15 protein-coding genes and 1 pseudogene are annotated in these 16,776 nt (G+C 70.7%); 3 read left to right on the forward strand and 13 right to left on the reverse strand.

Going from position 1 to position 16,776, the window contains the following annotated elements:
- Positions 1-21 precede the first annotated feature (21 nt).
- Positions 22-609 carry a helix-turn-helix domain-containing protein gene (locus tag AS857_RS15315; RefSeq protein WP_058043641.1) on the reverse strand — a complete coding sequence of 196 codons (588 nt, stop codon included), beginning with the start codon at positions 607-609 and terminating at the stop codon, positions 22-24.
- A gap of 114 nt (positions 610-723) precedes the next feature.
- Between AS857_RS15315 and def the strand changes: the two genes are divergently transcribed.
- On the forward strand, positions 724-1,386 hold the full coding sequence (gene def / locus AS857_RS15320) for a peptide deformylase (RefSeq protein ID WP_058044169.1): 663 nt from the start codon (positions 724-726) through the stop codon (positions 1,384-1,386).
- Positions 1,387-1,454: 68 nt separating this feature from the next.
- Here def and AS857_RS37620 read toward each other — a convergent pair.
- The 10 genes and pseudogenes from AS857_RS37620 to AS857_RS15365 form a co-directional block, all read right to left on the reverse strand.
- Positions 1,455-1,696 (reverse strand): annotated as a pseudogene (locus AS857_RS37620) (hypothetical protein); the annotation flags it as partial.
- A gap of 46 nt (positions 1,697-1,742) precedes the next feature.
- Positions 1,743-2,117: a hypothetical protein gene (locus AS857_RS15325; protein WP_058043642.1), complete on the reverse strand. Its 375-nt coding sequence runs from the start codon at positions 2,115-2,117 to the stop codon at positions 1,743-1,745.
- A gap of 108 nt (positions 2,118-2,225) precedes the next feature.
- Positions 2,226-3,410, reverse strand: a complete 1,185-nt coding sequence (locus tag AS857_RS15330; protein ID WP_058043643.1) for an acyl-CoA dehydrogenase family protein — start codon at positions 3,408-3,410, stop codon at positions 2,226-2,228.
- Between the two features lie 22 nt (positions 3,411-3,432).
- Positions 3,433-4,377, reverse strand: coding sequence for a 3-hydroxyacyl-CoA dehydrogenase NAD-binding domain-containing protein (locus AS857_RS15335; RefSeq protein WP_058043644.1), 945 nt, complete (start codon positions 4,375-4,377; stop codon positions 3,433-3,435).
- Positions 4,374-5,123: an acetoacetate decarboxylase gene (locus AS857_RS15340; RefSeq protein WP_058043645.1), complete on the reverse strand. Its 750-nt coding sequence runs from the start codon at positions 5,121-5,123 to the stop codon at positions 4,374-4,376. Before AS857_RS15340 ends, AS857_RS15335 begins: the two co-directional genes overlap by 4 nt.
- Positions 5,120-5,881, reverse strand: coding sequence for a crotonase/enoyl-CoA hydratase family protein (locus AS857_RS15345; RefSeq protein ID WP_058043646.1), 762 nt, complete (start codon positions 5,879-5,881; stop codon positions 5,120-5,122). The genes AS857_RS15340 and AS857_RS15345 overlap by 4 nt, the downstream gene beginning before the upstream one ends.
- On the reverse strand, positions 5,878-7,104 hold the full coding sequence (locus AS857_RS15350) for a CaiB/BaiF CoA transferase family protein (RefSeq protein WP_058043647.1): 1,227 nt from the start codon (positions 7,102-7,104) through the stop codon (positions 5,878-5,880). Before AS857_RS15350 ends, AS857_RS15345 begins: the two co-directional genes overlap by 4 nt.
- 177 nt (positions 7,105-7,281) lie before the next feature.
- Positions 7,282-8,181, reverse strand: coding sequence for a LysR family transcriptional regulator (locus AS857_RS15355; protein ID WP_058043648.1), 900 nt, complete (start codon positions 8,179-8,181; stop codon positions 7,282-7,284).
- 91 nt (positions 8,182-8,272) lie between these two features.
- Positions 8,273-8,662, reverse strand: a complete 390-nt coding sequence (locus AS857_RS15360) for a VOC family protein (RefSeq protein ID WP_058043649.1) — start codon at positions 8,660-8,662, stop codon at positions 8,273-8,275.
- Between the two features lie 584 nt (positions 8,663-9,246).
- Positions 9,247-9,669, reverse strand: coding sequence for a cysteine/serine endopeptidase inhibitor (locus AS857_RS15365; RefSeq protein ID WP_058043650.1), 423 nt, complete (start codon positions 9,667-9,669; stop codon positions 9,247-9,249).
- Positions 9,670-10,037: 368 nt separating this feature from the next.
- Between AS857_RS15365 and AS857_RS15370 the strand changes: the two genes are divergently transcribed.
- Positions 10,038-10,943 carry a glycoside hydrolase family 19 protein gene (locus tag AS857_RS15370; protein WP_058043651.1) on the forward strand — a complete coding sequence of 302 codons (906 nt, stop codon included), beginning with the start codon at positions 10,038-10,040 and terminating at the stop codon, positions 10,941-10,943.
- Between the two features lie 269 nt (positions 10,944-11,212).
- On the opposite strand, the gene AS857_RS15375 is transcribed toward AS857_RS15370, so the two are convergent.
- On the reverse strand, positions 11,213-14,092 hold the full coding sequence (locus AS857_RS15375) for an AfsR/SARP family transcriptional regulator (protein WP_160330236.1): 2,880 nt from the start codon (positions 14,090-14,092) through the stop codon (positions 11,213-11,215).
- Positions 14,093-14,321: 229 nt separating this feature from the next.
- Between AS857_RS15375 and AS857_RS15380 the strand changes: the two genes are divergently transcribed.
- The gene (locus AS857_RS15380) at positions 14,322-15,794 is read left to right on the forward strand and encodes an AfsR/SARP family transcriptional regulator (protein WP_058043653.1); all 1,473 of its coding nucleotides are present in this window, start codon (positions 14,322-14,324) and stop codon (positions 15,792-15,794) included.
- A gap of 9 nt (positions 15,795-15,803) precedes the next feature.
- Here the strand turns inward: AS857_RS15380 and AS857_RS15385 are convergent, their stop codons facing one another.
- Entirely contained in the window at positions 15,804-16,301 is a 498-nt protein-coding gene (locus tag AS857_RS15385) for a hypothetical protein (protein WP_079110359.1), read from the reverse strand.
- Positions 16,302-16,776: the final 475 nt, after the last annotated feature.

Consider the following 16,776-nt stretch of genomic DNA (forward strand, 5'->3'; position numbering starts at 1 on the left):
TGTGCCGTTCCTTCAGCCCTCTCAGGCCTGGTCCGCCTCGTCCGCCTCGTCCGCCGCGTGGGGGAGCAGGGGGAACAGCCGGGTGATGAGGGCCACCGGTCGGGCGCCGTCGGGCCGGGCCAGGGGGCGTTGTTCGCGGTCCTGGTAGGGGGCGAGTGCCCGCCGGATGGTGTCCGCGACCCGGCTCATCTCTTCGGGAGTCAGGTAGGCGATGGCGCTGAAGGCTTCGTCGTGACGCCATTCGGCCGGCGCGTGGTCGCGTTGGGCGAGCCATCGCTGCCAGCTCTCGTCCTCCAGCCCTCGGGCCAGGTCGCCGAACTGCCCCTCCGCTGACGCACCAGGGTTGGGGTTGCGCTGCTTCAGGCGCCAGGGGCGTGCGCGGCCGCCGTGGTGAGGGGCTTCCTCGATGTGTCCGTGGCGTGCGAGCTGTCGAAGGTGGAACGAGCAGAGCCCGGAGCTGTAGCCCAGCCGGGCGGCGGCTTCGGTCGCCGTGACGGTGCCGACTTCGGCGAGCAGGTCCAGCAGCGCCGTGCGGACCTCGTGCTCGCGCAGTGCGTCGCCGGTGTGCCGGGTCCGGTCGGGCGGGGAGTTGAGGTCGTCTTCAGTCACTTTGCAAAGTCTGCTACTTTGCAAAGATCTTGGCAAGCGGTTCCTGCCCGGAGACGCCAGGCCGCGGTGAAGGCGGCCGCGGCGCATGTGGCGTACGCAGAAGAGGAGACAGCGATGTCTGTTGGTCACGACCAGTCCCGTCCCGTGGACCGGCGAGTCCGTGTGCAGGGCCAACCGGTCGACTCGTATCCCGCTCTGTCGCCGGAGGCGGAACGGGGATCGGTGCGCCGGATCACGGTGGTGGGCGAGGAGGTCCTGAGCCGCCCGTGCCGGGAGGTGACCGAATTCGGCACTCCCGAGTTGTCGGCGTTGATCGACGACATGTTCCTGACCATGCATGTGGCCGACGGTGCGGGCCTGGCGGCCAATCAGGTAGGCGTCGACCTGCAGCTGTTCGTCTATGACTGCCCGGACGAACTCGGGGTCAGGCATGTCGGCCACATAATCAACCCCGTCCTGGACCTGCCCGCTCCAGCCGGCCGCCGGCTGGTGGAGGAATCCGAGGGCTGCCTGTCCGTACCCGGTGCCACCATGACGGTCTCCCGCACCGATCGTGCCGTCGTTCGTGGATTCGACAAGGACGGCAACCCCCTTGTCATCGAGGGAATGGGCTACTTCGCACGGTGCCTGCAGCATGAAACCGACCACCTCGTCGGCCAGACATACCTCGACCGACTCTCCAAGCGGGACCGCAAGGACGCTCTGCGGCAGATGGCGGACCGCCGTGAGGACGTCTTCGCACGACGTGAGAACAAGGCTGCTCGCTTGGGCCGGTGAGGCGCGTGTCCACAGCGCCTTCTTTCATGGTCGGGGGAACCCGTGATCTGACGCGCTGTTGCCCGGTTTCACGAGCGTCGCGTTGCAGCCTGTCCGTCGGACACGGAGTTGCCGGTGCCGTGGTTGCCCGGGTTGGCGTGCAGTGTCTTGTCGGCCGAGCCCAGCGCGTCGAACAGCGCCAGGGCACGGTCCCTGGGCACCGCGTATCGTCCCATTGGAGCAGGAACTGAACCGGCACGGTGACCCGGGCGGCGGTCTCCGCCAGCCCGTGCACGCCGAGCAGGCCCAGCACCGCGGCGCGGATTCGGGGCGGCCAGCAGGTCGGGGTGACGACGGCGGAAGAGACGCGTGGGTGTTCAGGGGAGAGGCTGGGTGTCTCCTGCGAAGACGATGATCTGATCGATGAGGTTTCGCCGCAGGTGGACGACGTCCGTTCCTGCCAGACGGGGGCCCTCGTCAGGTGTGGTGAAGACCCACTGATACCGGGCCCACTCGTCTGGCATGTCCACTCCCGAGCAACGGGTCATCGTGCCGGTTCCTGCCGGATGGTGCCGGATTTCCCGTACGAAGCGCTCGACTGCCTCGATCCCCTCGCTGCGCCCCAACGGCCCCCAGAGGATCACGTCCGACGTCAGGGCCTGGGCCAGCAGAGTGGTCACATACCTGTCGTCCGAGGCGTTGAACGCCGAGATGAACGTATCGATCGCACACTGCGCGGTCTCTTCCTGCATGCGTCAGTAATACCAGTCATCTTGCGGAACGAGGCCCTCAGTTACCCGGGATGCCCATGAGGTGTCCCGGCACCCAAGGGCCCGGCCCCACCCGGCCGCGCCCGCTCGTCACACGAAGGCGCTGTGCCCGGTGACGGCCTTGCCGACGATGAGGGTGTTCATTTCACGGGAGCCCTCGAACGAGTAGACGGCCTCGGCGTCCGCGAAGAACTTGGCGATCTCGTAGTCGAGGACGATGCCGTTTCCGCCGAAGAGTTCACGGGCCCAGGCGACGCATTCGCGCATGCGGGTGGTGGTGAACGCCTTGGCGAGTGCGGCTTGTTCGGCGCTGCCCCGGCCGGCGGCGACCAGCTGGTTGAGACGGACGACCATGCCGAACATCGCGGTGATGTTGCCGAGCATCTTCACCAGGAGGTCCTGGACCAGCTGGAAGGAGCCGATGGGCCTGCCGAACTGCACGCGCGTGACGGCGTATCCACGGGCCAGCTCATAGGCGCGCACTGCAATCCCCAGCGCCTGCCAGGCCACGCCGCCCCGCGTGTGGGCCAGGACGGCGGCCGTGTCGCGGAAGCTGTCGATGCGCTGCAGGCGGTTCGCCTCGGGGACCCGTACCCCGTCGAGGACGATGTCGGCGTTCTGCACGGTCCGCAGCGCGATCTTGCCCTCGATCTTCGTGGCGGTGAAACCGGGGGTGCCCTTCTCCACCACGAAGCCCTTGACGTTGCCATCGGCGGCGTCGCGCGCCCAGACCACGACGACATCGGCGAAGGTGCCGTTGCCGATCCACCGCTTGGCGCCGTCGAGGACCCAGGTGTCTCCCTCACGCCGGGCGGTGGTGCGCATGCCGCCCGCGACGTCGGAGCCGCCCTCGGGCTCGGTCAGGGCGAATGCGCCGATCTTGTTCATCGCGGCCATGTCCGGCAGCCAGCGCTCGCGCTGCTCCGGGCTTCCGCCACCGCGGATGCTGCCCATCGCCAGACCGGTGTGGACCCCGGAGAACACCGCCAGTGACGGGTCGACGCGGTTGAGTTCCATGGTGAGGAAGCCGGAGAAGAGCTCGCTGCGCGGGCGGCCGTCGCCGAATTCGGGGTAGGCGTATCCGGCCGGCCGGAGCTTGGCCATCTTCCCGACCGCCTCGAAGGGGAATTCCGCCCGGTCCCAGGCGTTCTGGGTCAGCGGCTTGATCTCGCTTTCCAAGTAATCGCGAATGGTGGCCAGCTCGGCCTGCTCGGCATCGCTGAGCAGGCCGGCGAAGCCGAAGAAATCGGGGGTGACGATGGCGGGCTTGGGCATCGATGACTCCTTCGTGAAAGGTTCAGCCGTGGTCGGCGCGGCGCAGCGCGGCGGTCAGGGCGAGCTGTTTGCGGTCGCGGAGCAGGGCGCGTTCCCGGTACGCCTCGGGGCCGTGTCCGTACGCTGCCTCGGTCTGATGGACGATCGTGGTGACGGCGTCGTCGTCCAGCTCCGGGCGGCCCAGGCGCAGCCAGCCCTCGGCGAGGCCTGGGCCCAGGTGCTGCATCATGTGGCGGATGCCGCCGGGACCGCCGCCGAGGTGGAAGCTCTCGAAGGGGCCGACGGCCGCGTAGCGGCCGCCCAGCGACGCCTTCATCACGGTGTCGAGCTCCCCGGCGTCCACCACCCCAGTGACAACGAGGTGGACCGCCTCCTGGAGCACCGCGCTCTGCAGCCGGTTCGCCGTGAATCCGGGGATCTCCTTGCGCAGCCGCACGGGGGTCTTGCCCAGGGCCCGGTAGAAGGCGACGGCCGCCGCGACGACGTCCTCCGCGGTGCGCTCGCCCGGCACGATCTCCACGAGCGGCACGAGGTGCGGCGGATTGAAGGGGTGCGCGACCAGCAGCCGCGCGGCGACCTCGTCCGGCAGTCCGGTGGCGATCCGGGAGGCGACGATCCCGGAGCTGGACGTGGCCAGCACCGCGTCGGCCGGGGCGTGCCGGGCGATGTCGGCGAACAGCCGTTGCTTGAACTCCAGGTTCTCCGGGCCGTTCTCCTGGACGAGCCGCGCTCCGGTCACGGCCTCGGCCAGGTCGTGGGTGGTGCGGATGCGGCCGCGCAGTCCGGCCGCGTCGCTGCCGGGCAGTCCGACGGCGAGCATCGGCAGTGCGTCGTCGACGGCCTCGTCCAGGTCGTCGCGCGGATCGGTGACGGTCACCTCGATTCCGTGCGAGGCGAACAGCGCGGCCCACGCGAGGCCGATGGTGCCGGCGCCGACGACGGTGACGGTCTTCCACTCGGGGGTCATGAGGCGTCTTCCTCGGTCAGGTAGTCGTGGACGGGAACGGCCTTGTCCAGCGTGAGATCCGTGACGATGTGGCCGGCCGAGACGATCTCGCGTACCGGCAGGTCCGCCAGCGGCGCCAGCACGTGCTCGAAGAGCTGCAGCCGCGCGGGGCCGGTGTAGGCCTCCTTGACCACGAGATCGGTGATCCGCGTGCGGACCAGCTCGCAGACGCGCGGGGTGCCGTCGTAGCCGGGGACGACCTTGAGCATGTACGTGGGCACGGCGATCTGCTCGCGGGCGAGTTCCGGGGCGAGCGGCCGGTGCTTGTAGCCCATCGTCGCGGTGGCGACCCGCACGCTGCCGTAGTCCAGCGTCCCGACCAGCGCGGAGTGGTCGGCGAACAGGGCCGGCGTGCCCATCGCCTTCGGATAGGCGCTCACCTCGCGGCCCGCGGCGGTGGCGGCGAAGCTGTCCAGGTACATCGCGTGCAGGTAGTCGCCGCGCTCGTCCCCGAACCGCACCGGGATCGCCTGCCCGGCCTCGACGTACGGGCCGTAGGCCGTGACGTCCGTCATCTTCATCACCTCGAACCGCACCAGCGGTTCGTCGACCCGCAGCGGCTCGGGCACCACGGCCCGCAGCGCCTCGGGGTCGGTGCGGTAGACGATGCTGAGGTACTCGCGATCGGTGAAACGAGCGGCGACGGGGGCGTACGCGGGCGCCGTTACGGGGGTACTGAGCGTTTCCAGGATGCGTGCGCGGTTCATCGTCCGCTCCACTGCGGGGCGCGCTTCTCGGTGAAGGCGCGCACCCCCTCGGCGAAGTCGGCCGAGCGCAGCAGCGCTCCGGCCTCGGCGGCCTGCGCGGCGAACGCCTCCGACTCCGGCGCGCCGTCGGCCAGCCGGACGGTCCTCTTCACGGCGGCCAGGGCCAGCGGCGCGTTGGCCGCGATCTCCTCGGCGAGCTCCAGCGCGGCCGGCAGTGCTCCGCCGTCCGGGGTGAGGTGGTTGACGACGCCCAGCTCGCGGGCGCGTCCGGCGGTGACGGTGCGGCCGGTCAGCAGCAGTTCCATCGCCAAGTGGTGGGGGACGCGCCGGGGGAGCCGTACGACTCCACCGCCACCGGCGATCAGTCCGCGCCTGACCTCGGGGAGGGCGAAGCGGGCGCCCTCGGCGGCGACCACCAGGTCGCAGGCCAGGGCCAGTTCGAAGCCCCCTCCCAGGGCGTGGCCCTCGACGGCCGCGATCAGCGGCTTGGCCGTCGGGGCCTCGACGAGTCCGGCGAAGCCCTTGCCGGGAACGGTCACCTGCTCGCCCCGGGCGGCGGCCTTGAGGTCCATGCCCGCGCAGAAGGTGCCGTCCACGCCGGTGAGGACGCCCACCCGCAGCCCGGGGTCGGACTCCAGCCGGTCGACGGCGGCGGCGATGCCCAGAGCCACCTCGGCGTTGACGGCGTTACGGGCCCGGGGCCGGTCGATGGTGACGACGAGCGTGCTGCCGATGGCCTCGGTGCGCGTGGCGCTCATCGCCGCACCTCACCGCGGTCGAGCTCGGCGAGCACTTCCTCCGTGTGCTGGCCGGGAAGCGGCGCGTGCCGGCGCACCGAGGCCGGCGTGGCGGAGAACGCCAGCGGTATGCCGACCACCCGGTACGCGCCCTCGCTGGGGTGCTCGGCGACGTCCAGCAGGTGCCCCTCGCGGACGTACGGGTCCTCGGCGGCCTCGTCGAGCCGCAGCACGGGGCCGACGGGGATGCTGTGCTTGGTGCAGACCTCCGTCCACTCCTCCGTGGTCAGCCGCGGCGTCACCGTCTCCAGCAGCTCGGCGAGGGCCTCTCCGTCCCGCGTCGAGTCGATGAACTCGCCGTTCACACGCGGATCGTCGGCCAGGTCGGGACGGCCCGCGGCGGCGAACAGGTCGCGGAAGTTCTGCGGGCTGTACGGGATGACCATGGCCAGGCCGTCCTTGGTCGGGCGGGCCCGGTGCCCCTTGTTCATGGACAGCGGGAAACCGGTGGGTCCCATCGGCGGCTCGAAGGTGCGGCCCTGCAGGTGTTCCACCAGGTTGAACGCTAGCAGCGTGTCCACCATGGGCACCTCCACCCGCTGCCCCCGGCCGGTGGCCCGCTGGTGGACGAGGGCGGCCAGCGCCGCGTAGACGATCGTCAGCGCGGCGACCTTGTCGGCGATGATGCTCGGCAGCACCACCGGCGCCCCGACGTCACCCGCGCGCTGCGCCAGATCCAGCAGCCCGGAGGCGGCCTGCACCGTCTCGTCGTACGCGGCCAGCCGGGCCCGGTCGGAGTCCGGGCGGAACCCCTGGGCGTGGACGTGGACGAGGCGGGGGTGGGCCGCGGCGAGGCTGTCGTAATCCATGCCGAGGCGGCGCAGGGCGTCGATGCGCATGTTGCTGATCAGGATGTCGGCGGTGCCGATCAGCTCCAGCGCCCTGGCGCGTTCGCCCTTGTCCTTGAGGTTGAGCGTTACGCTGCGCTTGTTGCGGTTGACGTTGAGGTTCAGCGGTGTCATGCCGGGCGTGCGGTGCAGCGCGCCGACGCGGACGGTGTCGTTCGGCGATTCGATCTTGATGACGTCGGCGCCGAGGTCGCCGAGGATCTGCGCGGCGTAGGGCCCCATCACGACGGTGGCCATGTCGATGACGCGTACTCCGGCGAGCGGGCCGGCAGGCGCGTCTGTTCCTGTCGCGGGTTCTGTGAACTCTTCGGATTCTGCGGATTCTGCGGATTCCATCACCACTCCATTACGGGAAACGGGACGGGGAAGGTGAATCTCTCACCCTCTTCGGGGCGTTCCCGCGTCCTGGGAAAACGCTAGTCCGGTGATGTCTCGGAACCCAAGCAATCGGTGACACCAAAGCGCGAAAAACGGCGTGACCGCAGCGGTCACGCCGTTTCCTGGACGAGGCTTTCAGGAGGCCCCGGTGAACACGACCCCGGCCTCCGTCACCAGTTCGTGCAGGTCGCCGTCCGGCTCCGCCCGGTCCCGGCGCCAGATCAGCCCCGTCGCGAGGGCGGGGGAGAAGTCCCGGAAAGGCAGGACGATGCTCGCCCCGTTTTCGCTGTCGCCGCTCTTCGCGCTGAGCAGGGTGATCCCGAATACCGAGCCGTTCGCCACGATCTCGCGGACGCTCGCATAATCCCCGATATTGAGAGTGATTTCCTTGCGTATTCCTGCGGCTTTCAGGCGCACCCGGAGCTCGTCGAAATACGTCGGGAGCGTCCCGGGAGCCGACGCCACATAGGTGTGGTCGGTGAGCTCGCTCAGCGACACCGAGCTCCGCGAGCCGAACTCGGCGGACGGCAGCAGCGCGCCCAGCGGCTCGCGCAGCAGCTCCAGCACCTCGATGCCCTCGGCGTGCACCGGCAGGTGCACCAGCGCCATGGCCAGGTCGCCGCGCTGCACCGCGCTCACGAGGTTCGCGCTGTTGCCGGGCCAGCGCTTGACGTCGAACCCCTCGGTACAGCGCTCCTCGACCAGCTCCAGCCGCTCCCGCAGCCCCGGGTGCAGGGCCGGCACCACCCCCACGTACACCGTCTGCCGCTCGGGCCCCAGGGTCCGGCGCAGCTGCCAGGGGATGTCGTCGAACCGGCCGAGGACGTCCTTCGCGACGGGCAGCAACGCCGTGCCGGCGCTGGTCAGGGCCACGTGGTGCGAATCCCGGTCGAACAGCCGCTGGTCGAGCTCGCGCTCCAGGTCCCTTATTCGCTGACTCAACGGCGATGTGGCCATGTGCAGTTGACGCGCGGCCTGCGAGAAGCTGAGGTTCTCGGCGACCGCCACGAAGTAGCGCAGATGGAAGATCTCCATCGCCGTACCCTAAGACACCGCGAGCACACCGGGCACAAGCAGCGGTTGAGGGCCGCACCCCGTGCCGGGGGGCGGCCCTCAACGCCTGTGCTTACGAGGTCCAGCCGCCGTAGGGCACGGTGATGATTTCCATGGCGTGGCCCGCCGGGTCCATGAAGTACACGCCGCGGCCGCCGTCGTTGTGGTTGATCGTGCCGGGCCGTTCCTGGCGCGGGTCGGCGTAGTGTTCTATGTCGCGCTGCCTGATCTGCGCGTACGCCGCGTCGAACTCCTCCTCGGAGATCAAGAAAGCGTAGTGCTGGGGAGTGATCCGGTCCGCGGGGATCGTGGCGAAGTCCAGCGTGACGCCGTTGCTCAGGTCGACCGCGATGAACGGGCCCCACTCTGCGGTGATCTCAAGGCCCAGCAGGTCCGCGAAGAACTCTGCGGACTCCCGGTTGTCCCGGGCGTGGACGATCGTGTGGTTCAACTCAACTGTCAAGGAATGCCTCCGAGGGCATCTCCTGACACCTCCATGCCTCACCCAGTCGGTGACCGGCACGCGATGTCGCCGCAGACCTTAGTTGATGTTGTCCACGTTGTCGAAGTGAGCCGGCGGGAGTTCATGAGGGCTGCGGCTGCGATGCGTTTGTCCATGGCGGCCAGGATCCGTCGCTGCCGACCGGTGGCCCGCGGTCCGGTAAGGACGGTTGAACACCCCCTGGTGCTGTTGATCCACTTGGTGTGCTCCACGTGGTCGCGCCCCATCCGCCGGCCGAGCCGAAGGGCCTCGGTCGCGCCGGAAGCCGTGTGCGGGCGTACCAGGAGGGAGGCATCCCCTGCCAACAGGACCGGCCCCCGACGTATCTGGGGCAATTCCGGGTCGACGACGGGCTGCACCAGGTCTGTGCCCGCGCGGTGCGAGTGAAACGGCACCGGAGTTCCTCCCCAGCCGCCCCTGCGCGTCCATCAGCATGTAGCCGGAGGGCCGGTGGGGAAAGAGAGGTGGATTCCCGCCGTGGCTGTCTGGCTCTTGGACGCGAGGAACGCGCGGGCTCAACGGACCCCGGTGTCGCCCGGCGGTGCTCAGCGCACGAACTTCCAGGTGATGCCGTTGACCACGCCCCGGTCGAGCGGTGCCAGCTTCTGGAAGGCCGGTCGGCCGAGGTCGATGTGGGTGCGGTCGCAGGAGAGGCACTTGTCCCTGACCGGCACCCTGATGGTCTTGCCGTTGTAGCTGACCTCGACCGATATGCCCTTGCAGAGAGGGTCGTTGTTGGGATTGGCGGAGGTCCACCACGAGGGCGAGACCGCGACCAGGTCCTGGGAGTTCGCGTCGATGGACGTCCCGCAGGCGCCGTATCCCTTGTCGGTGTAGTAGGTCATCTTTCCGTTCATCGGCTGGCCGATCGGAACGTCGGCGGCCGCCGGTCCAGTAGCGACGGCAATTCCGGTGGCCGCGGCGGCCAGGACGACGGCTGCCGAGCGCGCAGCTCTGCTTCCACGCATGGTCTCTCCTCGTTCAGGGGTAAAGGCGGGCGGGTGTGCTCCACGGACTCGTGGAGCGAGCGCCCCGGAAACCGGCATCGCGGAGCCGTCACGGCTCGCCGGTCAGGAAGTCGAAGGACGGCGGCATTTCTTCGGCACGCGTCCGGCTTTCGATCCATGAGTGCCATGCGGGACGACGCCGACGCAAGTCCCTGCAGCGACAGTTGTCCGGAACCTATTGCCAAATGCACCTGGTTTGGCCGCCCATGATGCATGTCGTTGACAACGAAGTTGAAGAGTTATTCACTGCGCAAGGGCGACGGCGGCAGCACCTTCCGCTGGCTTCGTCGCGCTTTCGGTAGGCGAGTGTCACCTCAGCGATCGGACCCATGGGAGCCGCCGTGAGAAGAAACCGCTTCGTCACCTTGCTGCTGGCCGTACTGGCTCTGGTCGGCACGGTCCTCCTCGTGCCGTCCGGCACGGCGAGTGCCGCCGGCCCGTGCGACAACGCGCCCAACTGGGCGGCCGGCGCCCGGTATCCGGCGGGCACGGTCGTCCGGTACACGGACGGCAAGTACTACATCGCCGAACACGAGAATCCCGGCTACGACCCGCTCATCAGCACGTGGTACTGGGACCCGTACACGTGTCAGGGAGGCGGGAACCCGGGGACCGGAAATTTCCCCGTGACGGAGACCCAGTTCCAGCAGATGTTCCCGGGCCGGAACCCCTTCTACACGTACAACGGGCTGATCGCGGCGCTGGCCGCGTACCCGGGATTCGCCGGCACCGGCAGTGACCAGGTCAAGCGGCAGGAGGCCGCGGCCTTCCTGGCCAACGTCGACCACGAGACCGGGGGACTGGTCCACATCGTGGAGCAGAACACGGCCAACTATCCCCACTACTGCGACCGGAACCAGCCCTACGGCTGCCCGGCCGGCCAGGCCGCCTATTACGGCCGCGGTCCGCTCCAGCTCAGCTGGAACTCCAACTACAAGGCTGCGGGCGACGCCCTCGGAATCAACCTGCTGAACAACCCGTCGCTCGTCCAGACCGACGCGGCCGTCTCCTGGAAAGCCGCCCTGTGGTACTGGAACACCCAGCGCGGCCCCGGCACCATGACGCCGCACGACGCGATGGTCAACAGCCGTGGATTCGGGGAGACCATCCGCAGCATCAACGGCGCCGTGGAGTGCGACGGCCGCAACCCCGCCCAGGTGCAGAGCCGGGTGAACAGCTACCAGCGATTCGCCCAGATGCTGGGTGTGGCTCCGGGCGGAAACCTCTACTGCTGAGCCCCGGGGAATGCGGCTGACCGGCAGGCTCGCGGTGCATCCCACGCCCCGGAATTCCGCGCGTCACGCTTCCGGCACCGCCCTTTCGCGAACACCGGTGGAATGCGGAATGCGCCATGGTTCCGCAGGAAGACAACGGGAAATCGCCGAGCCGCCCGGCGGACCACGACGGGATGATGAGCGGGAGGCGGCCGGCGGGTCGGCCTCGTCGGATCGCCGACGAGGTGCCCCCGGCCCCCGGCCCCGGCACCAGCACTTGTGGTTCCCTCTCACCGGAGGCCCGTGAGGAGGGCGCGCGTCTGGTCGGCGTCCGCCTGCGCCTGCCGCTGCTCGAACAACCCGAGCGCGGCTTCCAGGCAGGTGCGGGCCCTGGCGCGCTGGCCGAGGTGGTCCAGGCCGCGGGCGAGGGCCCGCAGCAGGCTCGCCTCGAGCATGTCGCTCGTCCTTCGGGCCACGGGCAGGAAGGTCTCGGCGACGTCCGCCGCCAGGCGGTGCCGGCCCGCCAGGACGTGGAGGTCGGCGATCAGGGCGCCGGTGGCTGCTTCGAAAGCCGGCACGTTCAGGGAACGGAACAGCTCCAGCGCCTCCTGGGCGCGCTGCAGCGCCTCGCCCACGTCGTCGCACAGCCGCAGCACGCGGGCCAGGTAGTACAGGCCGATCGCCTTGGAAACCGAAGGCTCTCGCCCCACCAGGCGCGCGCCCCGCTCGGCTGCGGTGCGGGCCTCGGCGAGCCGCTCCTGCCGGGCGTAGTTGAACGCCAGTTCGCCCAGTGCGGTGCCCTCTGCGGTCCCGGCACGCGAGAAGCGGAAGAGCCGTACGGCCGCCTCGCCGTGCTCGACCGCCTCGTCGGTCCGGCCGCCGACGCGCGCGCCGGCGCACAGGGTGAGGTGGGCCCAGCCGCGCAGCCGCGCGTTGCCCCCGTCGTCCCCGTCGTCGTCGCACAGCGCGATGGAGCGGCGTAGTTCCGACTCGGCTTCGGCAAAGGCGTTCGTGTGCCACAGCGCGTTGCCGCACACGTAGCGGGCGAGGGCTTCGGACGTCCGGTCGCCGCGCGCCGCTGCCACCGCGGCGACGTGCCCGGCCTGGGCGATCACGCCGGTCTGGTGGGCAGTGCCGGGCAGCACGTTGTTCAGCTTGTCCACGAGGTCGGCCGCCTGGGCCAGCGGCAGGGACTCGTCCGCACAGGCGCGGTCGATCAGCGCCCGCTGGACGGGTATCTCCTCGTGCATCCAGTCGGTCGCCGCCTGTGCGCCGCCGAAGCGGAGGCCGGCCGCGGTCACCGGCACGTCGATGAGCCGGCGCTCCGTGGGGTCCACGGAGTGCGAGGCCGCATCCGCGGTACGTGCGGTGGCCAGGCAGAAGTCCAGCAGCCGGGCGAAGGCCCTGGACGTCCCGGCGGGGGAACCGTCACGGGCGTTCCTGGCCCGTGCGAAGACCCGCACCAGGTCGTGGAAGTGGTACCGGCCCATCCGCCGGGACTCCACGAGATTGAGGTCGACCAGGGACTCGAGGAGGTCCTCGGTGGTCTGCGGGTCCCGGCCGAGGAGCGCGGCGGCGCAGTGCAGGCCGAGGTCCGGCGCCTCCACGGCCGACAACAGCCGGAAGGCACGGCCCTGTTCGGGGGACAGCTTGGAGTACGAGAGCTCGAAGGTGGCTTCCACGGCGAGTTCGCCGGTGGACAGCTCGCTCAGCCTCCGGTGCTCGTCGCCGAGCCGGCGAACCATGCCCGAGAGGGGCGTGCCCGGCTCCGCGGCCAGGCGCGAGGCGACGACCCGGATGGCCAGCGGAAGACGGCCGCACGCGGCCACCACGGCCGCGGCCGCCTCGGGCTCGGCCGCGCAGCGGCGCTCGCCCACGATCCGGGCCAGCAGCTCCAGCGCTTCCCCGGGCGGCATCACGTCGAGCCGCAGGTGCTGCGCCCCGGCCAGCCCGGTCAGCCGGGCGCGGCTGGTCACCAGGACGGCGCTGCCCCCCGACCCGGGCACCAGCGGCTGTACCTGGTCGTCGGAGGCGGCGTTGTCGAGCAGCACCAGGAACCGGCGCTCCGCCATCAGCGAGCGATAGAGGGCGAGGCGTTCGTCGCCGTCGGCGGGGATCCCGCCGTCGGCCGTGCCCAGGATGCGCAGGAACGACGCCAGGACCGCTTGCGTGGCCAGGGGCTCGCGGTCGGCACCGCGCAGATCCGCGTACAGGCACCCGTCCGGAAAGCGTTCGGTGACCTGTCGCGCCGCGTGGACGGCGAGGGCGGTCTTGCCCACGCCCGGAACGCCGTTGACGGCGGAGACCACGATGGCCCGTGTGCCGGGGTGCGTGAGCATGCCGGTGAGGGTGCCGACCTCCTCGCCCCGCCCGGTGAAGTCGTCGATTCCGGAGGGCAGCCGGTGGGCCTCCGGGACGCCGTCCGCGGTGAGGGCCGGGTGGGCCGGCCCGCCGGCCCCGGCCATGGGCTCCGCGCGCAGGATCCGCTGGTGCAGCTCCCGCAGGGCCGAGCACGGCCTGCGCTCGGACGGCGGGAGGTGGGCCAGCCGGTCCTCCAGGAACCGCCGGGTGTCCTCGTAGACGCTCAGCGCCTCGGCCTGCCGGCCCGCCTGGTAGAGCGCCAGCATCTGGACGCCGCGCAGCCGCTGGCTGGCCGGGTACTCGATGACCAGATCGCCCGCCTCGGCATGCAGGTCCGGCCGGTCCCCGATCTCCGCATCGAGCTCCAGGCGGGCCTCCAGCAGCGACTGCCGGACGGCGCCGAGACGGTCCCGCTCCGCCCGGGCGTGCGGGCCGTGCAGACCGGCCAGCGGCTCGGCCGACCACAGATCGAGCGCGCTCGTCAGGGCGTCCCGGGCCTGCTCGGCCGTGCCCCCCGTGGCCCGGATGCGCCTGGCCTCCGCCTCCGCCTGCTCGAACGCCCAGGTGTCCACGGCGCCGGCCGGCACGCGCAACGCGTAGCCGTCGCCGACGGTCATGAGCAGCGGCGAATCGGCGGAGTGCCCCAGCACCCCGCGCAGCCGGTACACGTGGGTGCGGACGGACTGCTTCGGCCTGGACGGCCGGTCCGCCTCGTCCCAGACGCCCTCCGCGATCAGGGGCAGCGACACCGTCCGCCGCGCGGCGCCGAGCAGGATGGCGAGCACCTCGCGCTGCTGAGGTCTGCCCACGCAGAGTTCCACGCCGTCACGCCAGGCCCGGACCGGGCCCAGCAAAGAGAAGCGGAATGCCGGTGCCACTGCCTCGGACGGCCGACGCCCCGCCTGGGAATCCCCGTGCGTCTCCATGGCTTGCTTCCTCTCTCACGGACTAAGTTCCATGGGAAGTGCGAGTGCGTATGTGTGATGGGATGTCGGATATCCAAAATGCCGTGGTGACACGGCCGGCTTGAGGCGAGAAGTGACGGTTCGATTCCAGACGCTGGGACCGCTGCGCATACGACGGGACGACACCGAGGCTCCTGCGGGGCGGCCCCAGCAGCAGGCCGTCCTCGTGGCGCTGCTGGCGGCCAGGGGCAGGCCGCTGACGACCACCCAGCTCCTGCACGCCATATGGGGAGAGGACGAAGAGCACTGGCCGGCCCACCCGAGGCGGATCCTGGCCACACACGTCTACCGCATCCGCCAACTGCCGGCCTTCTCGCCGGCCGGTGCCGGCCCGGCCCTGCTCCAGGCCGGTGAGGGGTACCGGCTGCCGGTCGAGGACGGGGCCGTCGACATGCACCGCTTCGACGACGCCATGAGAGCGGCCGCGGCGGCCCGCAGGAAGGGCGATCCGGACGCTGCACATGCACTCCTGACCCGGGGGCTGGACCTGTGGTACGGGACCGCCCTGGAGGGGATACCCGGCCCGCTCGCCGGGCGGATCCGGCAGCGGCTGACGGTCAGCCGCACGGCAGCCCTGGAGGCGCGGCTGTCCATCGACGTGGCCCGCGGCCGGCACGCAGAGGTGCTGCCGGAGATCGCCGCTCTGGCGGAAGCCCCGGACGCCTCGGGGCAGGTGCTGTCGTTGCTCGTCCTCGCTCTCTTCCGCAGCGACCGGCGTGACGAGGCGTTCGCAGTCCTCGACCGGGCCCGGGACCGGGCCGGGGAGCTCGGCCTCGACCCCCCGCCCGAACTGGAGCGGGCGCACCGGGAGATCCTCGGCAGCCCCGCCGTGCCCGCCCGGTCCGGGCCCCGCGGCCCCGTCCGCCCGTGCCACCTGCCGGCCGACATCGGTGACTTCACCGGGCGGACCGCCGAAGCCGGCCTGCTCCTGGAAACCCTGGCACCCGACGGCCGGGCCACCGGACGGCCGGTGGTCGTCCACGGAGCCGCCGGGACCGGGAAGACCACCCTCGCCGTCCACGTCGCGCACCGGCTGCGCGACCTCTACCCCGACGGTCAGCTTTACGCCGGCCTGAGCGGTTCGCACGCGGTGCCGGTGCGTCCCGGCCAGGTCCTCGCCGCCTTCATCCGGGCACTCGGCGGTGACGTGCCCGAGGACGAGGCGGCCATGGCAGCGGCCTACCAGGCGGCGCTCGACGGGCGCCGGGTCATGGTCGTGCTCGACGACGTGCGGGACCTCGACGGCATCCGCCCGCTGCTCCCCCAACATCAAGGGTGCGGGGCCCTGGTCACCGGCCGGGCACTCACCGGACTCCTGCCCGGCGCCCGGCGGCTGGCCCTGGGCGCCCTCTCCCCGGACGACGCACTCGGCCTGCTCGTCCGTGTGCTCGGCCCCTCACGTGTCGAGGACGAACCCGACGCCGCGCGGGCCCTGGCCGAGGCCTGTCGGCGCCACCCGGCGCTGCTGCGCACGACGGCGGCGCGGCTCGCCGCCCGGCCGCACTGGTCGCTGGCGAGCATGGTCGACCGGATGACCGGTGCGTGAGCGAGGGTGTCACGACCTCCAGAGCACGTCACAGGGGAGGGGCATGCTGTACGGGGCCGTGCTCTGGCACCGTCTGCCGTTGTCACCGTAGACGATCAGGGAGCCGCTGGAGTCGAGGAAGAGCTTCACCGGGTAGGGACGGTCGCCCCGCTGGGTCCCGCTGGCCCAGCAGGCGTGCCCGTCCTGCGCGTAGACCACGAGGTTCCCGTCGGTCTGCATCACGGCCTTGTTGCCGCAGCCGACGGTGTTGCTGTTCCAGCGAGGGCTGCCGTTGACGTAGACGACGAGGTTGCCGTCCTTTTGCATGATGAGCCTGGCAGGGCCGTTGTCCAGGTGCCAGTCCCCGTAGAGGGGCTCGTCGTTCCAGATTTCCGTGTGCTCGGGGTTGACGTCTGCATGCGCCGTGCCGCCGGCGAACAGCAGGCCGGCCGTGGCGACCACCGCGGATGCCGCGAGAGCGGTGAGGCGGCGGGCTGCCGAAAGACGCTTCGTGCTTGTGGATGTCATGACGGTGACGGTCCTATCTGCGGGATGGAGACGAGGGATGAAGGCCTGACGTCTCCCACCAGCGTGTCCTCCACCGGTAAAGGAAGTTTCAACAAGCGATAAACGGAGAGGTCGGGCGGCACGGTCGGGGAGGCTGCCGGTGGGGGACGCCACCGTGTTCGCCGCAGCCGTCGCCGGTGTCCAGGCGGGGTTCGGTGATCAGGACCGCATCACGTGTGCCGCACAGCGCACCGGCATGCACGAGAAGGTCGCCGGGCTTCCCCTATGCGCACCTCTTCACCTTGCAGGCGTCCGGCTATGCGCCCGCGTCGCATGCCCTGTCCTGAGGGAGACGGTGCCGTAGGAGATGCTTCCAACCGGCACCACTGCCGCGATCACAGCGCCCCCGCAATCGCCCGCCGCAGGCGTGCTGCCATCTCGGTGCCGCCACAGGCCCCGGCCGAAGAGCCGAGCGGCCTGCCCGAGGTGAGGCGAC

It is taken from the genome of Streptomyces roseifaciens, from assembly GCF_001445655.1.
Classification (GTDB): domain Bacteria; phylum Actinomycetota; class Actinomycetes; order Streptomycetales; family Streptomycetaceae; genus Streptomyces; species Streptomyces aureoversilis.